Genomic DNA, 17,129 nt, shown 5'->3' with positions numbered 1-17,129 from the left:
GAGCCAGCCTGCTGGCGATGACGGCATCAGCCGCAATGAAGAGTCAGAACCGAGACCCAGGCTGCGAAAGAAACGCCAACTCCTGCGCGGTAGACTCCCGCCCCAACACCGCATTGCGATGCGGAAACCGTCCAAACCGCGCAATCACTTCCCGATGCCGCTCGGCATAATCCAAATTATCGGCAAACACCGCGCGATCAGCTTCTGGCTGCTCGGCAACCAGCGCGATAAAGCGCGAAACCGCCTCATCCTGCACCGCCAGATGCTCGCAATGCTCGAACACCAGGTAGATAAACACCCGCTGAATCGGTCGCAACTGCCGATCAAAATCCGCAGCAATGCCTTGCGCTACGAGAGCCTGCGCCCTGAGATCGCCTGCAAAGGATTTGGGAGTGTCGCGATAGATCATTCGCGGGAGTTGATCGAGCAGCAGCACCAGGGCCAGCCAACCGTCAGGGCGTTGCGCCCAGTCAGTCAATCCGCCGGCCAGTGCCTGCTCGACCCAGTCCCCGAAACGCGTCTGCGCTTCGAGGTCCTGGCTGTCGCGCTTGCCGAACCATAACTTGCCCTTCTCCGCCGCTGTTTCGTTGGGTGATTCGGAGTTTCCGAACCACCATTCGAGCAACGGCTGCCAGGGCGCGGTCATGTTTATTCCTTGTGGTAAGCCGTAACGCGTGCGACTTCTTCTTTCGAACCGAGGAACACCGCTACGCGCTGGTGCAAGCCGTCCGGCTGAATGTCGAGGATGCGCTGGTGACCATCGGTAGAGGCGCCGCCGGCCTGTTCAACCAGGAACGACATCGGGTTGGCTTCGTACATCAGGCGCAGTTTGCCCGGCTTCGAAGGCTCGCGGCTGTCACGTGGGTACATGAACAGGCCGCCACGGGTCAGGATACGGTGCACGTCGGCCACCATCGCGGCGACCCAGCGCATGTTGTAGTTCTTTTTCAGCGGACCTTCGTCACCCGCCAGCAATTCGTCGACGTAACGTTGTACCGGTGCTTCCCAGTGACGCTGGTTGGACGCGTTGATCGCGAATTCCTGCGTGGACTCCGGGATCGTGATGTCTTCATGGGTCAGTACGAAGCTGCCCATCTCACGGTCCAGGGTAAAGCCTTTCACGCCATCACCCAGGGTCAGCACCAGCATGGTCTGTGGGCCGTAGATGGCATAACCGGCGGCAACCTGCTCGGTGCCTGGCTGCAGGAAAGCCTTTTCGTTCAAGGCTTCGTTCTGGCTCAGGTATTCGCTCGGGCAACGCAGCACCGAGAAAATAGTACCGACCGGAGCGTTGATGTCGATGTTCGACGAACCGTCCAACGGGTCAAACACCAGCAGGTACGCGCCTTTCGGGTATTTACCCGGGATCTGGTAGGCATTGTCCATTTCTTCGGACGCCATGCCGGCCAGGTGGCCGCCCCATTCGTTGGCTTCGAGCAGGATCTCGTTGGAGATCACGTCGAGTTTCTTCTGCACTTCACCTTGGACGTTTTCGGTGCCCATGCTGCCCAGAACACCACCCAGGGCGCCTTTGGAGACGGCGTGGCTGATTTCTTTACAGGCGCGCGCCACCACTTCGATCAGGAAACGCAGATCGGCAGGGGTGTTGTTGCTACGGGTCTGCTCAATCAAATAGCGACTCAGGGTAACGCGGGACATGGAAGGCTCCGGTGGAATGGGGGGGCTAAAAACCCGCGCAGTTTAACGCGAGTCGGGGCGCATTTCCTCCTATCAGACGTGAGATGCCCAATAGAGTTCATGTGCCGGGTTTAGCGTAGTTCGAAACGGGCATTTTTACCGTCCGATAAACCGCTATCGCCAGCAGGCTGGCTCCCACAGGGGAATGCGACTAACTGTGGGAGCCAGCCTGCTGGCGATCGGGTGCGCAGCACCCGCCTTCAAGGTTTTACCGGGGGTTTGCGCAACAAGCTGAACGCCATCGCCGCCAAAAACAAAACGCTCAGCAACAACACCGCCCACAACCCGAACTTCTTCCAGTTGGTTTCAACCTGTGCAGTCGAGGTGACTGCCGACGTCGGTGTCGCGACCACCCCGCTGTCCACCGTCGCCTTACCCAACGCCGCCCACTTCGCCGCACTGTAATCCGGAATCAGCGTTGCCAGCGGCAGGTTCGCCGCTTTCACCGTCGCATTGCCCAACGCCAGCGTATAAGGCCCGGCGCCGCGCGCCAGGAACACCAATTGCGTCGAACGCACAGCGAATCGCACCGTCGGCGCCTCGGCACCCAAGCCACCGCCGCGCTCGTCCACCGTCAACTTCAACTGCTGCACGGTTTGCCCTGGCAGCTGCAATTCGTTCTGCACCACATCCTGGCCACTCTGGGTCAAGCGATAGAGCAAACCACTGCTCAACGGCTGCCACGGCAGGCTGCTTTCGCGACGACCGGACAAGGTCACCGGCGCAAGGCTGTTCGGCTGATTCAGCTCGACCTGCAAGCGCTCGACGTTCAGCCCCATCGGCAATTGCCAAGTGTATTCCCCGGCCTTCGCGCTGCTGCCGGCCAACGGTTGCGACCAGACCAGCGGCAGCGAAAGGCTGCGTGTGCTGGCACTTTCCAGTTGCACTGACGTCAGCGTCGGCGCCGATTGCGGCGCGTTCCACAACAAGCGCAGATAACGCGCCGGTTGCCCCGGCAAGCTGACTTCATGCTGCTCAACCCGCTCGTCGGCAAACGTCAGCCGCGCCACCTGCCCGTCACCCCACGACTGCCAATGCTGCAAATCGTCGCTGGCTTCGATGCTGAAACGCTGGAAGCCATCGCGCTCGCTGGTCCAGTCGAGGATCAGTTGCTGCAACGGCGCCTTGATGCCGCTGGCGTCGAGCAACCAACCGCGCAGCACTTCTTCGCCCACCTCCAGTTGACTCGACGGCTGCACCTCGACCAGCGTGCCGTTAGCGTTCGATTGCACCCGCACACTCGGCGCGCGCTCGGTGGCGTCCGCCGAGTTGTACAGCGGGAACCACTTCACATCGGTCAGAGGGTTTTCGCCGGTTTTCGCGGTCTCACGCGCCAAGGCGTAGGCCTGAGCTTCACCGTTCGCGTTGAATACGCGCACATCGCTGAGGTCGGTTTGCCGCGCATTCAATTGCACGGCCAAGGGCAATTCGAGGCGATACCACGGCCCTTCGCCGCTCACGGTCAACGGCACTTGCGTGGCGAAGTCCGACGGCTTTTCCTGCGCAGTGGCCGACAACGCCACGCCCAACGCAACAGCGCCCAACCAGACCAGGTTCAGCTTCTGACTCAAGACGACACTCCTTCGGTTTGCGGGGCCGGTTTTTCAGGTTCGGCTCCGCCTTGGCGCGCAGCGTCGGCGCGCTTGGGCGGCAACGGGGCGAAATAGCCCACCACCAACAGCAACACGCCAACACCGATAAACGAGACGATCCGGGCGAGTCCGCCACGGTTACTCAATTCGACAAAGAACAGTTTCGCGACCACCACGCCGATCAACGCCGCCCCGATCAGCCAGACTTCGCGACGATGCCGTAGATGGCCGCCGATCATCAGGCTCAGGGCCATCAAGGTCCAGACGATGGACAGGCCCGCTTGCACCAACATCGATTCGAGCAGCGCATCCAGCTCATACGGCACATCGCCCCAATGGTGCGCCGTGCGCATCACCAGCGCAGTGAAGAACGCGAACAGCGAGACGCCGGCGATCAGTTGCGTGGCGTGATCAAAGGTGTCCTGCCGGATGGCCAGTTGCGACAGGGCGTTGCGGGACCAGACGTACACGCCGAACAGCGCGAACAACAGCCCCAACTCCAGCGGATTGATCAGCGGCACATAAGGCAACGGTTCGGCGGTGCCGTCGCTGACAGTGTTCGCCAGCCAGAACCAACCGAGCATGAGCAATGCCAGCGGTGCCGCCGCGTACAGTCGATATTCGCGCGGCCAGGCCGACACAGGCCACGGCCAGGCACGCGGTGCGGCCATCAACACCAGATAAACACTCGGCAGAATCGCCCAACCCAACCAACGCCAGGCGTTGTACTGCTCGGACAACAGCAGCAAGCCGTAACGCAACTCCAGCGCCAGTACACCGATCAACAGCCAGCAGCCGAGCACATGAGCCGTACTCAAGGCGCGAGCCGGCAACAGCGGCGCCAGACGCCGCAGCGAGATGAAATGCACGACGAACACCGCCGCCCAGGCGAGCCAGCCGACATCGGCCGCAGGGTGGTAACGCGAGTGCCACGCCCCGAGCAATGCCACACCGCTCGCAGGCATCAGCAAGGTGCAGAGCAAACCCAGCGACGGCCATTTCAGGCGCAACGCCAACACTGCCCATAGCGTAACGCTCAGCGCCGCGACCGTCAGCAGCAACGTCGCTTGAATATTCACCGGCGCAAACCGCAGCACTTCACTGATCCACGCCAACGCCCACCAACCCGCGCCCCACACCAGCAGCACTTCGGACAAACGCTGCAAACTCAATACATCGAAAGCCGAAGCATGGTTGCCGAGCTGCAGACGCCAGGCGCCAACCATCGCCGCCAGGCCCAGTACCAACGGGGTCCAGAAGCCGCTGTGCGCCAGCGGCTTCAAGCCTTCGCTGGCCAGCGGCCCCAGCAGATCCGGCCCGGCGAACAGGAACGCCGCACCGCCAATCACCTGCAACAGCAGACCGAAGACGAAACTCACACGCTGCTTCAGATAAAGGCTCAACCAGATAATCAACAGACCACTGGCCGCCCACACCGCGCTCGCGGTTTGCCATGGCAGTACGAACAGCACGGCGAGGTTGATCAGCACCAGCCCGGCCAGCAACACCACCGACAAACCGCGCAACAACCGAACGTCGCTGCGCACCATGTCGTCGCGCGCGGCCAGCAACATACCGGCGATCAACGCCAGACCGATCAGCGACGCGCTGAGCAAACCGCTCCAACCCGCGCTGAACACCGCGCCCGACTCACCACTCGCACCTTGCAGTCGCAGCAGGAACAGCGCGCCACCCAGCAACTGGACGGCAAATGCGGTGAACAGGAAGGTCCGCGATTGCAGGCGCAGGCCAACAAACAACGTCGCCAGACCCGCCAGCGCCCAACTGATCGCCGTACCGTGGGTGAAGAAGAACAGCGGCGCCAGCAGATAGAGAAAGGTCAGGCCGAGGCACGCCAACACCGGCAGGCCTTTGCGCTCCCACTCCGACGTTTGCTCGGGTGCGGCGTTACGCAATTGGTAGAAGCTGAACAGCAGGGCCACGCCGAGCATCAATGCGCCCAGCGGCGCGCCATCGAGCAGGCTGCTTTCGCCGATGCGCAACTCGCCGAGAAACGCCAACGCCGACCCCAGTTGCAGCAGCAAGGCAAACGCGCGCGCCAGCGGTCGTTGCTGACGCAGGCCGAGCCAGAAAATCCCGGCGCCCTCCACAGCCCAGGCGGCCGCTGTCCAACGCGCATCAAGCCCCAACGGGATCGCCAGACTGGCGAAAATCACGCCCAACGCCAGACAGGTTTCCGCCAGCAACAACGCTCGGCCGCCCATCAGCAGGCGGGCCAGGCCCATGTAGATCATGCCCAGCGCCAATGCGCTGAAAGCCGCAGCAAACTCCAGATGCTGGACCAGCGCGAACTGCAAACCGAAACCCACCAGCGGCGGGCCGAACAGCATCGTGCCGTCGACGTAATCACCCTTGCGTGCCGACCAGCGCAGCAACGCCTCGCGACTGTCGTCTTCGGGCGCGTCGCTCATTTCCAGTAACTTGCGCCGCGCAAACAGTAGACCGATGGCCAGGTACATCAGGAAGAACAGAATCAGAAACGGCTCGGTGCTCCACAGCAAGTCCGGCGTGTAGGAGCGCAGGCCCCAGGCGAACCCGATGCCAAAGGTGCCGACGAAGCCGATCAGGTTGAGCAGCCGCCAGGCCTTGAACCAGGCGATGGCGAGGATGCCCGCATTGAGCAAGGCGAAATAGCTGAACAGCGCGACATGGTTGCCGGCGCCGGTGGACGTCAGGATCGGCGCGGCGAAACCACCCAACGCTGCGGCGCAGGCCAGTGCCAGCGAGTCCTGAGTGATGGCCAGAATGGCCGAGAACACCGTCACCGCCACCAGCAGCCCGAGCGCCGCCGTCGGATCGAGCAATGGGTGCAAACGCATCGCTGCGAACACTGTCAGGTACAACACGGCAATCCCGGTGCCTTGCAGCATCAACGCATAGTGATTGTTGCGATGACGCAGCCACCAGCCCAGACCGAGCAGGCCCAAAGCCGCCGCCGCCACACCGGCGTAACGCAGTTCAATCGGCACCACCATGCCTTCGGTGGCATAACGCAGCAGAAACGCCAGACCGAGGAACAACAGCACCACGCCGACCCGCAGCACGGTGTTGCCTCCGAACAGCCAGTTGCGTGCGCCGCTGATGGCGCGCTCGATAAAGTTCGGGCCACGCGGGATGACGGGCTCGCGGGCAACCGCTTCAGGTTTCCAGGCATCGTCGGGCAGCGGACGGCTGGTTTGCGCCGCCGACGCGCCGACCGGCTCGAGTTCGGGAGGGAGTTCCCAGACCATCTCCGGGGTCGAGACAGGGATTTCTTCGAGAATGAATACAGGAGAGGTGGCGGGTTCACTGGCGACCGGCTCGTCGGCAAGCGGTTCGCTGGCTTCAGGCGCCTTGAGGCCAGACATCTCCAGCAAGGCCAGGCGTTGCTGGACCGCATTCAACGCCACTTGCGCCTGATCCAGCAGAGCGCGCTGTTCGGCCGATTGCGAACCCAAACGGCCGATGCGTATGGCCTGGCCGATACCCAACCCGAGCAGCGCGCCCAGCAGCGCGTCGCTGAACGACTCGTCGAGTACCCAGCCCAGCACCAGCCCAATCAGCATGAACATCCATTGCATGGTCGATATCCCTAAGCGGCCCATTGCCTTGTGGCGTCTGCGCTGACGTCATCGCGGGCAAGTCGAATCGTCGCAACGCCGCTCCCACAGACTTACGCAGATTCTGTGGGAGCGTGGCTTGCCCGCGATTGAGCGCGCAGCGCTCACTGAAACTGGTGCTCAGTATATCGATCAGGTCCAACAACCGTCGGACCTTGCTCGCATTTATTGCTAAAAGTTACTCCAATGCTTTCCAGATATCCGTGGCGTACTCGCGAATAGTCCGGTCGGAAGAGAACCAACCCATCCGGGACGTGTTCAACACCGCTGAACGCCACCACTCGTTCGAATCGTGCCAATGGGCTTCGACGCGCATCTGCGCATCCCAGTAAGAATCGAAATCGGCGCAAACCAGGAAGCGGTCGTAGTCGATCAGCGAATCGATCAACCCGGTGTAGCGGGACGGATCATCTGGCGAAAACACCCCGCCGCGAATCGCTTGCAGCACGTCATTCAACCGATGGGACGCAGCAATGTCCGGCACCGCGCTGAACTCGTGGTTCTGCTTGCGCGCTTCGACCTGCTGCGCGCTGAGGCCGAAGATGAACATGTGCTCGACACCGATGCGCTCGCACATTTCCACGTTGGCGCCGTCCAGCGTGCCGATGGTCAATGCGCCGTTGAGACCGAACTTCATGTTACTGGTGCCCGACGCTTCAAAACCGGCGGTGGAAATCTGCTCCGACAAGTCCGCCGCCGGAATGATGCTCTCCGCCAGGCTGACGTTGTAGTTGGGCAGGAACACCACTTTGAGCAAACCGCGCACGGTCGGGTCGTTGTTCACCACCCGGGCGATATCGTTGGTCAGTTTGATGATCAGCTTGGCCTGGTGATAACTGGCGGCGGCCTTGCCGGCGAAGATCTTCACCCGTGGCACCCAGTCGATTTCCGGCTCGGCGCGAATCGCCTGATACAGCGCGACGGTGTGCAGCAAGTTGAGCAACTGACGTTTGTATTCGTGGATCCGTTTGACCTGCACGTCAAACAACGCCGCCGGGTTGACCGCGACCCCAAGGCGCTCGTGAATGATGTACGCGAGGGCCTTTTTGCTGTGCAGGCGCTGTTCGGCGAAGGCCTTGCGGAATGCGGCTTTTTCCGCGAACGGTTCCAGATCGAGCAAACGCTCCTCCGGGTTATCCAACAGGTCAGGGCCGAGGGCATCGACCAGCATCGAGGTCAACTCCGAGTTGGCCTGATACAACCAGCGGCGGAAGGTGATGCCGTTGGTCTTGTTGTTGATCCGCTCCGGGTAAAGCTTGTGCAGTTCGGAGAACACGGTTTTGCGCATCAACTGCGTGTGCAGCCCGGACACGCCGTTGACGCTGTGGGAGCCGAGGAACGCAAGGTTGCCCATGCGCACCCGGCGACCGTTGTCCTCTTCGATCAGCGACACCGCGCGCAGCACGTCAAAATCGTGGATGCCTTTGGCGCGCAGCGAGTCGATGTGCTGGGCGTTGATCAGGTAAATGATCTGCATGTGCCGTGGCAGCATCCGCTCCATCAAACCGACCGGCCAGGTTTCCAGCGCCTCCGGCAACAGCGTGTGGTTGGTGTACGAGAGCGTGTCGACGGTGACCTGCCACGCGGCGTCCCACGCGACATCGTAGACATCGACCAACTGACGCATCAGCTCGGCCACGGCAATCGAGGGGTGAGTATCGTTGAGCTGGATCGCCGCGTGGTCGCCCAGGGTCAGCACCGAGGTGTGCATGTTGCGATGGCGGCGCAGCAAATCCTGGAGGGATGCCGCGACGAAGAAGTACTCCTGACGCAGGCGCAATTCCTGGCCGGCTTCGGTGCTGTCCGCCGGGTAAAGCACGCGAGAGATACTTTCGGCGCGGGCCACTTCCGCGACCGCGCCCAAGTGGTCGCCGGCGTTGAAGCGCTCCAGGTGTAAATCTTCCACGGCTCGGGCACGCCACAGGCGCAATGTATTGACGCTCGCCCCGCGCCAGCCGACCACCGGGGTGTCGTAGGCAATCGCTCGCACGGTTTCCGCCGGGGACCAGACTTGCCTGGACTTGCCGCTGTCGTCGGTGACGGTTTCGACGCTGCCACCGAAGCCGATCGGGTAAACGACTTCGGGACGCTCGAATTCCCACGGGTTGCCGAAATCCAGCCAGTGCTCGGTCTGTTCCTGCTGCCAGCCATCGACAATCGCCTGACGGAACAAGCCGTGCTCATAGCGAATGCCGTAGCCGTGGCCGGCGATGCCGAGGGTCGACATGCTTTCCATGAAGCACGCCGCCAGACGACCCAGGCCACCATTGCCCAGGGCCGCGTCGGGCTCCAGCAGGCGGATGCGCTCAATGTCGACGCCCAGTTCGGTCATGGCCTCGCGGGCGACGTCCAGCAGGCCGAGGTTGCTCAGGCTGTCGTAGAGCAGCCGGCCGATGAGAAATTCCAGGGAGAGGTAGTAAACCCGCTTCTGACCTTTGCGGTAGATCTGCCGGGTGTGGTCCATCCAGTGCTCGACCATGTGATCGCGCGCTGCCAGCGCAATGGCTTCGAACCAGTCGTGGTCGAAGGCGTGATCCGGGTCTTTGCCCACCGCATAGGTGAGTTTGGTCAAGACGGCGTCGCGGAATGCGGCCACCTCTGCTTCGCGAACAAGTGGTTCTTGAGTCATCGATAGGACCTCGAGCGAGCTTTGGGTTGTCTGAGCCTAGACGGTCTGACAGGCGGTAGAGGCTCTGGTTCGGCAGTATTTCCTGTTAGTGCGAGATAGGTCGGCATTAGCTTGGCGTGTGCCTGAATCAATGCAGGGGCCGTGCCGGAATTCAAGTGTGGTTGGCCGCAAATAAAAAAATCTGGCGAAAGGTTGTTCAAAAATCCACCAGTCCCGGTATGATCGCGCGCCCTGATGCACACGCTGGTAACAACCGATGATGAAACCCAACCTGATCGCCGCCGCCGAGATCGATCGCCTCGATACCTGGGCCAAGTACTCTGCGCCGATGTGCGGTTCTTGCATATCCAGCTGCTGCACCTTGCCGGTCGAGGTCAAGATCAAGGACCTGATTCGCATCGGCATCGTCGACGAGTTCGAGCGCGGCGAACCGGCGAAGAACATCGCCAAGCGTTTGCAAAAGGAAGGGATCGTCGAGCGTTACAGCCAGAAGACCGAGATCTTCACCCTCCAGCGCATGAGCAACAACGATTGCCTGTACCTGGATCGTAAGAGCCGTCTGTGCACTATTTATGAAAAGCGCCCGGATACTTGCCGCAACCACCCGAAGATCGGACCGCGACCGGGGTATTGCGCTTACAAGCCCAAAGAAGTGGCGCGTGAGACCAGCAGCAGCCGTCGTCCCCTCGACAAGTTCTGATCCGGAATCTCGCGGCCTGACAGGCCCTCATCGCGGGCAAGCCCGCTCCCACAGGGTTCGGCACTGAACTCGGATTTTGTGAACACCACAAATCACTGTGGGAGCGGGCTTGCCCGCGATGAGGCCGGCACAAACACCGCACAAATCCCAGACAAACAAAAACGCCCCCGACCTTGCGGTCGGGGGCGTTTTTTTAAGCCTTAACTAAGTCGAAACTCAGTTGCCGCTTTTCTTGGCAGCGCGGGTACGCTCGCTTTCGCCCAGGATCTTCTTGCGAAGACGGATGGACTTAGGAGTGACTTCGCACAGTTCGTCTTCTTGCACGAACTCAAGAGCTTGTTCCAGGGTGAAACGGATAGGCGGAACCAGAGCGATGGTTTCGTCTTTACCCGAAGCACGCATGTTGTCGAGCTTCTTCCCTTTGGTTGGGTTGACGCCCAGGTCGTTGTCGCGGCTGTTGATGCCGACGATTTGACCTTCGTACACGTCTTCACCGTGACCCAGGAACAGTTTGCCGCGAGCTTGCAGGGTTTCCAGCGAGTAAGTCAGAGCCTTACCGGTAGCAACCGAAACCAGCACGCCGTTCTGACGGCCGGACATGTCGCCGGACTTCATCACGTCGTAACGGTCGAAGATCGAGGTCAGGATGCCTGCACCGGAGGTCAGGGTCAGGAACTCGTTACGGAAACCGATCAGGCCACGTGCCGGGATGTTGTACTCAAGGCGCACACGGCCCTTGCCATCCGGAACCATGTTGGTCAGGTCGCCTTTACGGATACCGATCTGTTCCATGATCGAACCTTGCGATTCTTCCGGCAGGTCGATGGTCACGTTTTCGTACGGTTCGTGCTTCACGCCGTCAACCATGCGGATGATCACTTCCGGACGACCAACACCCATTTCGAAGCCTTCGCGACGCATGGTTTCGATCAGTACCGAGAGGTGCAGCTCACCACGGCCGGAGACTTTGAACTTGTCGGCCGAGTCGCCTTCTTCAACGCGCAGAGCAACGTTGTACAGCAGCTCTTTGTCCAGACGTTCCTTGATGTTACGGGAAGTCACGAACTTGCCTTCTTTACCGCAGAAAGGCGAGTCGTTTACCTGGAAGGTCATGGAAACGGTTGGCTCATCAACGGTCAGCGGCTTCATCGCTTCGACGTTCAGTGGGTCACACAGAGTGTCGGAGATGAACAGCTGGTCGAAGCCGCTGATGCAGACGATGTCGCCGGCAGCTGCTTCTTCAACGTCGATACGGTGCAGACCGTGGTGACCCATCAGCTTCAGAATACGACCGTTACGCTTCTTGCCGTCGGCGTCGATAGCGACAACCGGAGTGTTCGGCTTGATGCGGCCACGAGCGATACGGCCAACGCCGATAACACCCAGGAAGCTGTTGTAGTCCAGAGCGGAGATTTGCATCTGGAACGGACCGTCACGGTCGACTTTCGGCGCAGGTACGTTGTCGACAATCGACTGGTACAGCGGGGTCATGTCTTCCGCCATGGCGGTGTGTTCCAGACCGGCAATACCGTTCAGGGCCGAGGCGTAGACGACTTTGAAGTCCAGTTGTTCTTCGGTGGCACCCAGGTTGTCGAACAGGTCGAAGATCTGGTCCAGAACCCAGTCCGGACGCGCGCCTGGACGGTCAACCTTGTTGATGACCACGATCGGACGCAGGCCGGCTTCGAAAGCCTTCTTGGTCACGAAACGGGTTTGCGGCATAGGGCCGTCTTGAGCGTCAACCAGCAGCAGAACGGAGTCAACCATCGACATTACGCGTTCAACTTCGCCGCCGAAGTCGGCGTGGCCCGGGGTGTCCACGATGTTGATGTGGTAGCCGTTCCAGTTGATGGCGGTGTTTTTCGCCAGAATGGTAATACCGCGCTCTTTCTCCTGGTCGTTGGAGTCCATCACGCGCTCGTCGTTGAGCTCGTTGCGCTCCAGGGTGCCGGATTGACGCAAGAGTTTGTCTACCAAGGTGGTTTTACCATGGTCAACGTGAGCAATGATGGCGATGTTGCGTAGATTTTCGATCACTTGTGTATCTCGATCAGAGGATTCGGTGTGCTGACAGGTCGTGGCAGCGATTAACAGTAGAGTCAGGCCTTGCCGTTACAGCTTGACGGCAGAGTCGGGGGGCCGGTGACGCAGGCCACAGGCAAACAGCCCCGGGCTCTTAGCTCGGTCGATAAACGCGCACATTGGCATGCCCCTCACTGAGCAAATGGTGGGCATGCAGGCGACTCATCACGCCTTTGTCGCAATACAGCAGGTACTGGCGAGTAGGGTCCAGTTCCTTGAAACGAGCGTTCAATGCATAAAACGGCATCGTCTGTACCTCAATGCCACCGAGTTCCAGCGGCTCGTCTTCAGCGGCATCCGGGTGACGGATGTCGATGATGATCTGGCCCGCCAGTGCTTCGCTGACTTCTTCGATCTGCAAGTCCTGGCCCAATTCGTCGATCACGCGATCGATCGGCACCAGTTTGGCGTTCTCGAGCGCACGCTCAAGGACCGCCATGTCGAATTCTTTCTCTTCATGCTCCACGCGCGGACGCTTGGCGTGGGTCTTGGGGTTCACCGAAATGACCCCGCAATACTCCGGCATGTGCTTGGCGAAGTCGGCAGTGCCGATTTCGTTGGCCAGGTCGATGATGTCCTGCTTGTGACTGGCGATCAGCGGACGCAAGACCAGCTTGTCGGTCACGCAGTCGATCACGGACAGGTTCGGCAACGTCTGGCTCGATACCTGGGAAATCGCTTCACCGGTAACCAGCGCTTCGATGTCCAGCCGATCGGCAATACGGGAAGCAGCGCGCAACATCATACGCTTCAAAACTACACCCATATGACTGTTATCGACTTTCCCGAGAATTTCTCCCAGAACTTCCTCGAACGGCACACTGACAAATAACACGCGCTGGGAGCTGCCGTACTTCTTCCAGATGAAGTGCGCGACTTCCATGACGCCCAGTTCATGGGCCCGTCCGCCCAGATTGAAGAAGCAGAAATGGCTCATCAGGCCGCGGCGCATGATCTGGTAGGCAGCCACCGTGGAATCGAAGCCGCCGGACATCAGTACAAGCGTCTGTTCCAGGGCTCCCAGCGGATATCCGCCGATGCTGTTGTGCTGGCTGTGGATCACGAACAACCGTTTGTCGCGAATTTCGATGCGAACTTCGATTTCTGGCTCTTTCAGCGAGATTCCGGCAGCACCGCACTGACGACGCAGTTGGCTGCCGACGTATTTCTCGACATCCATCGAACTGAATTCATGCTTGCCGGCGCGTTTGCAGCGCACCGAAAAAATTTTCCCGGCCAGCGAATCGCCGAAGTGCAGCTTGCACTTGGCAACGATGTCGTCGAAATCACCCAGCGGGTATTCGTCGACCTGCAGGAAATGCGCGATGCCCGGCATGCAGCTCAGGCGATCGGTGATCTCCTTCAGTACTTTGGGCTCGCTGACGCGGGTTTCAAGCTCGAGATTGTCCCACACACCGTTCACCACCACGGCCGGGTCCAGATCGCGGAGCACGGTGCGGATGTTTTTGGCCAACTGGCGGATGAAACGCATCCGTACCGGGCGGCTCTTGATGGTGATCTCGGGGAAGACTTTTACGATTAGTTTCATGAAAACAGCGCGCGCTGGGCCAGCCGAAAAAGGGGGGCGCGGATTATAGCGGAAATTGCTCAAGGTTTAACCAGTTAATGTGCAGAAGGTTTTGCGCGCACCAAAACGGGTCATTTGTCGAATTTAGCGCCACATTGTAGGGCGATATTTTTGCCTTAAGTGCCCCTTGCGCCTTTATAAGCGTGATATTGGGGCAAAAAACCCATGGTGGGGCACTGGCATGCAATTTGCTCCCTTGTGAGGCAGGTTGCCTTGGCAGAGTATTCGCGCCGGCATCACCCACATTCTAAGGGCATCCACTACTAAGCCCGAAGCCACCCGGAGGACACTATGTCGAAGTCGGTTCAACTCATCAAAGATCATGACGTCAAGTGGATTGATCTGCGCTTCACGGACACCAAAGGCACTCAGCACCACGTGACCATGCCGGCTCGCGACGCGCTGGATGACGCTTTCTTCGAAGAAGGCAAAATGTTCGACGGTTCCTCCATCGCTGGCTGGAAAGGCATCGAAGCCTCCGACATGATCCTGATGCCGGACGACAGCACTGCCGTTCTCGACCCGTTCACCGAAGAGCCGACCCTGATCCTGGTTTGCGACGTGATCGAGCCTTCGACCATGCAAGGCTACGACCGTGACCCACGTGCGATCGCCAAGCGTGCAGAGGAATACCTGAAGTCGACCGGTATCGGCGACACCGTATTCGTTGGCCCGGAGCCAGAATTCTTCATCTTCGACGAAGTGAAGTTCAAGTCCGACATCTCCGGCTCGATGTTCAAAATCTTCTCCGAACAAGGTTCGTGGATGTCCGACCAGGACGTGGAAGGCGGCAACCGTGGCCACCGTCCAGGCGTCAAAGGCGGCTACTTCCCTGTTCCACCGTTCGACCATGACCACGAAATCCGTACCTCCATGTGCAACGCCATGGAAGAAATGGGCCTGGTCATCGAAGTTCACCACCACGAAGTGGCAACTGCCGGCCAGAACGAAATCGGCGTGAAGTTCAACACCCTGGTTGCCAAGGCTGACGAAGTTCAAACCCTGAAGTACTGCGTACACAACGTTGCTGACGCATACGGCCGCACCGCGACCTTCATGCCTAAGCCTCTGTACGGCGACAACGGTTCGGGCATGCACGTTCACCTGTCCATCGCCAAAGATGGCAAGAACACCTTCGCTGGCGAAGGCTATGCCGGCCTGTCCGACACCGCTCTGTACTTCATCGGCGGCATCATCAAGCACGGTAAGGCCCTGAACGGCTTCACCAACCCGTCGACCAACTCCTACAAGCGTCTGGTCCCAGGTTTCGAAGCGCCGGTAATGCTGGCCTACTCGGCTCGCAACCGTTCCGCTTCGATCCGCATTCCTTACGTGTCGAGCCCACGCGCTCGCCGTATCGAAGCCCGCTTCCCGGATCCAGCAGCCAACCCGTACCTGGGCTTCGCTGCACTGTTGATGGCTGGCCTGGACGGCATCCAGAACAAGATCCACCCAGGCGATGCTGCCGACAAAAACCTGTACGACCTGCCGCCTGAAGAGGCGAAAGAGATCCCACAAGTTTGCGGCAGCCTGAAAGAAGCCCTGGAAGAGCTGGACAAAGGTCGTGCGTTCCTGACCAAAGGCGGCGTGTTCTCCGATGACTTCATCGACGCTTACATCGCTCTGAAAAGCGAAGAAGAAATCAAGGTACGTACCTTCGTACACCCACTGGAATACGAGCTGTACTACAGCTGCTGATCCGGTAGCGCTGCGACACGCGGCGTGACAAAAAGAGGCCTCCTTCGGGAGGCCTTTTTTGTGCCCGCGATTCAGTGTTCGACAAAGATCCCTGTGGGAGCGGGCAAGCCCGCTCCCACAGAGCTTCGCGGTATCTGAAAGACCCCGGCAAACCATACCCAAATGTTTACAACTTGGGTCAATCGTCAGCCCTGACCTATGCTGCAACTCAACGCTTTCGTTTCTGGTCGATTTTATGGGTCGTGGTTTTCTGTTCATCTTGCTGCTGATCGCCCTGCCCGTCGCCGCGCAGATCTATAAGTACACCGACGCCGCCGGCAACACCGCGTATAGCAATCAACCTCCCGATGGCGTGAAGGCCCAGCCGGTCGAACTGCCGCCGCTCAATAGCGTTGAACGCCAGACTCCCGCAGCAGCGCCCGCCGAAGCCACCCGCCGCGAACAACCGCGCAGCGCGTACGAGGTGCTGGAGCTGACCAACTTGCCCACCACCGAAGCGCTGCGAGCCAACAACGGCAGCTTCACCGTCAACGTGCTGATCAAACCGCGCTTGCAGGGCCCGCATCTGTTCAGGCTGTTGCTGGACGACCAACCTTACGGCCAGCCGAGCAACGTACCGACCCTGCAACTGGTGAATATTGATCGAGGGTTGCACAGCCTCGCGGTGCAGGTGATCGATGGGGAAAACATCGTGCAGCAGAGCCCGACCGTGACCTTCACGGTACAGCGGGTGCATAAGCCGTGAGGTTTTGGCTGCTGGCCGCCTGCTTGATCGCGCTGCCCGCGTCAGCCGAGGTCTTCACCTACGTCGACGCCCAGGGCAATCGGGTCTTCACCGATCAGCCAGGCTCCGGCAATGCCAAGCGCGTGCCGATCGCCGCAGGCAATCGTATGTCCGCCAACCCGACCGGCGCACCTCCGGTCGTTGCCGGAAAAAAAGCAGAAGCCAAACCCCTGTTCCGCTACGACATGCTGCGAGTACTGGTGCCCGAGCCCGACGCCACAATCCGCAGCAGTGCCGGAGAGTTGATCGTCAGCATCACCAGCGAACCCGGCCTGCAACGCGGTCATCGCTACCGCTTGCTGCTCGACGGCCAGCCCACCGCCGAGCCCGGCCCCAGCCCGGTATTTGCCCTGAGCAACATCGACCGCGGCAGCCACAACCTGTCGGTGGAAATCCTCGACGAACTCGGCCGCACCGTCGAGCGCACCGCCAATCAACCGTTCCACATGTTGCGCATCTCCCTCGCGCAAAAACGCCAGGTCAAACCCTGCACCCTCGCCGACTACGGCCAGCGGCCGGAATGCCCGCTCAAAGACAAACCCGAAGAAGAAAAAAATCCCTTCCTGCGCTTCTTCTAACGTCGCTCAGCTTTTCGCACTACATTGGTGCAATAGGTTGCACCGTACTCACATACCAACCCATTTTGGTTCGAAAGTACCCGCGAAAGCTGGCAGAACGCCACGCAAGCGCGCGTCAAACGCCCGTTTCAGGCCTTTAACGCTTCTTTTCGGAGCCTTG

11 protein-coding genes are annotated in these 17,129 nt (G+C 60.1%); 4 read left to right on the top strand and 7 right to left on the bottom strand.

From position 1 onward, the window contains the following. Positions 1–43: 43 nt before the first annotated feature. The 5 genes from Q7W83_RS01585 to Q7W83_RS01565 form a co-directional block, all read right to left on the bottom strand. A complete protein-coding gene (locus Q7W83_RS01585; protein WP_150631792.1) occupies positions 44–646 on the bottom strand; it encodes a DUF924 family protein in 603 nt (200 codons plus the stop codon). A gap of 2 nt (positions 647–648) precedes the next feature. Further along, on the bottom strand, positions 649–1,659 hold the full coding sequence (locus tag Q7W83_RS01580) for a class 1 fructose-bisphosphatase (protein ID WP_150639934.1): 1,011 nt from the start codon (positions 1,657–1,659) through the stop codon (positions 649–651). 239 nt (positions 1,660–1,898) lie between these two features. After that, entirely contained in the window at positions 1,899–3,269 is a 1,371-nt protein-coding gene (locus Q7W83_RS01575) for a DUF3999 domain-containing protein (RefSeq protein WP_473655592.1), read from the bottom strand. After that, positions 3,266–6,871 carry a DUF2339 domain-containing protein gene (locus Q7W83_RS01570; protein WP_473655591.1) on the bottom strand — a complete coding sequence of 1,202 codons (3,606 nt, stop codon included), beginning with the start codon at positions 6,869–6,871 and terminating at the stop codon, positions 3,266–3,268. Before Q7W83_RS01570 ends, Q7W83_RS01575 begins: the two co-directional genes overlap by 4 nt. Before the next feature lie 217 nt (positions 6,872–7,088). Further along, positions 7,089–9,539 carry a glycogen/starch/alpha-glucan phosphorylase gene (locus Q7W83_RS01565; RefSeq protein WP_150631796.1) on the bottom strand — a complete coding sequence of 817 codons (2,451 nt, stop codon included), beginning with the start codon at positions 9,537–9,539 and terminating at the stop codon, positions 7,089–7,091. A 259-nt stretch (positions 9,540–9,798) separates the two neighbouring features. Here Q7W83_RS01565 and Q7W83_RS01560 point away from each other — a divergent pair, with 259 nt between their 5' ends. Beyond that, a complete protein-coding gene (locus Q7W83_RS01560) occupies positions 9,799–10,239 on the top strand; it encodes a YkgJ family cysteine cluster protein (RefSeq protein ID WP_150631865.1) in 441 nt (146 codons plus the stop codon). A gap of 216 nt (positions 10,240–10,455) precedes the next feature. On the opposite strand, the gene typA is transcribed toward Q7W83_RS01560, so the two are convergent. Both typA and thiI read right to left on the bottom strand, forming a co-directional pair. Continuing rightward, positions 10,456–12,276, bottom strand: a complete 1,821-nt coding sequence (gene typA, locus Q7W83_RS01555) for a translational GTPase TypA (RefSeq protein ID WP_084322509.1) — start codon at positions 12,274–12,276, stop codon at positions 10,456–10,458. Positions 12,277–12,415: 139 nt separating this feature from the next. Then, entirely contained in the window at positions 12,416–13,870 is a 1,455-nt protein-coding gene (gene thiI, locus Q7W83_RS01550) for a tRNA uracil 4-sulfurtransferase ThiI (RefSeq protein ID WP_150631797.1), read from the bottom strand. 330 nt (positions 13,871–14,200) lie between these two features. Between thiI and glnA the strand changes: the two genes are divergently transcribed. From glnA to Q7W83_RS01535, 3 genes are all read left to right on the top strand, one after another. Continuing rightward, entirely contained in the window at positions 14,201–15,607 is a 1,407-nt protein-coding gene (glnA, locus tag Q7W83_RS01545; RefSeq protein ID WP_027922158.1) for a glutamate--ammonia ligase, read from the top strand. Positions 15,608–15,842: 235 nt separating this feature from the next. Continuing rightward, positions 15,843–16,352, top strand: coding sequence for a DUF4124 domain-containing protein (locus Q7W83_RS01540; RefSeq protein WP_150654294.1), 510 nt, complete (start codon positions 15,843–15,845; stop codon positions 16,350–16,352). Then, positions 16,349–16,969, top strand: coding sequence for a DUF4124 domain-containing protein (locus tag Q7W83_RS01535; RefSeq protein WP_150631800.1), 621 nt, complete (start codon positions 16,349–16,351; stop codon positions 16,967–16,969). Before Q7W83_RS01540 ends, Q7W83_RS01535 begins: the two co-directional genes overlap by 4 nt. Positions 16,970–17,129: the final 160 nt, after the last annotated feature.

This window comes from Pseudomonas sp. 300, assembly GCF_055803035.1.
This window is presented reverse-complemented; position numbering and strand designations above follow the sequence as displayed.

What these genes read in the sequence shown, in the direction of transcription:
- Q7W83_RS01585 (WP_150631792.1), bottom strand. Translation starts at nt 646, where the DNA reads ATGACCGCGCCCTGGCAGCCGTTGCTCGAATGGTGGTTCGGAAACTCC.
- Q7W83_RS01580 (WP_150639934.1), bottom strand. Translation starts at nt 1,659, where the DNA reads ATGTCCCGCGTTACCCTGAGTCGCTATTTGATTGAGCAGACCCGTAGC.
- Q7W83_RS01570 (WP_473655591.1), bottom strand. Translation starts at nt 6,871, where the DNA reads ATGCAATGGATGTTCATGCTGATTGGGCTGGTGCTGGGCTGGGTACTC.
- Q7W83_RS01565 (WP_150631796.1), bottom strand. Translation starts at nt 9,539, where the DNA reads ATGACTCAAGAACCACTTGTTCGCGAAGCAGAGGTGGCCGCATTCCGC.
- Q7W83_RS01560 (WP_150631865.1), top strand. Translation starts at nt 9,799, where the DNA reads ATGAAACCCAACCTGATCGCCGCCGCCGAGATCGATCGCCTCGATACC.
- thiI (WP_150631797.1), bottom strand. Translation starts at nt 13,870, where the DNA reads ATGAAACTAATCGTAAAAGTCTTCCCCGAGATCACCATCAAGAGCCGC.
- glnA (WP_027922158.1), top strand. Translation starts at nt 14,201, where the DNA reads ATGTCGAAGTCGGTTCAACTCATCAAAGATCATGACGTCAAGTGGATT.
- Q7W83_RS01540 (WP_150654294.1), top strand. Translation starts at nt 15,843, where the DNA reads ATGGGTCGTGGTTTTCTGTTCATCTTGCTGCTGATCGCCCTGCCCGTC.